Annotated in this window: 1 protein-coding gene; it reads right to left on the reverse strand. The window is 71.9% G+C overall.

Translation table 11 applies throughout. The features are described 5' to 3' along the window. Positions 1-445: ABC transporter transmembrane domain-containing protein (locus tag LPA54_RS38915; RefSeq protein ID WP_267488010.1), on the reverse strand; the 445-nt coding region annotated here is incomplete at both ends.

A 445-nucleotide genomic window follows, 5' to 3' on the forward strand; every position in this document is an offset into this window, starting at 1 on the left:
GAGCTGCTGCACGGGCGCGAAGAACAGGTCGATGTAGAGCAGGTAGGCGACCAGGGAGCCGATGGCCAGCGTGCCGTCGTCGACCCGGCCGCCGCCCACCACGAGCACCGCCGCCGCGGCGACCGAGGACAGCAGCTGCACGAACGGGAAGTACACCGAGATCAGCCACTGGCCGCGGATACGGGCGCTGCGGTAGGCGGCGCTGCGCTCGGCGAACCGCCGGGCCCCGTCCCCCTCGCGGCGGAAGGCCTGCACGATCCGCAGCCCGGCGACCGACTCCTGGAGGTCGGCGTTGACCACCGACACCCGCTCCCGCGCCAGCTCGTACGCCTTCACGCTGGCCCGGCGGAAGAAGTACGTGGCGACGATCAGGAGGGGCAGGGTGGCGAAGACGACGAGGGCGAGGCCGATGTCGAGGGCCAGCAGGGCGACCATGATGCCGAAG

The sequence above is a fragment of the Streptomyces sp. DH12 genome, assembly GCF_020873895.1.
GTDB lineage: Bacteria > Actinomycetota > Actinomycetes > Streptomycetales > Streptomycetaceae > Streptomyces.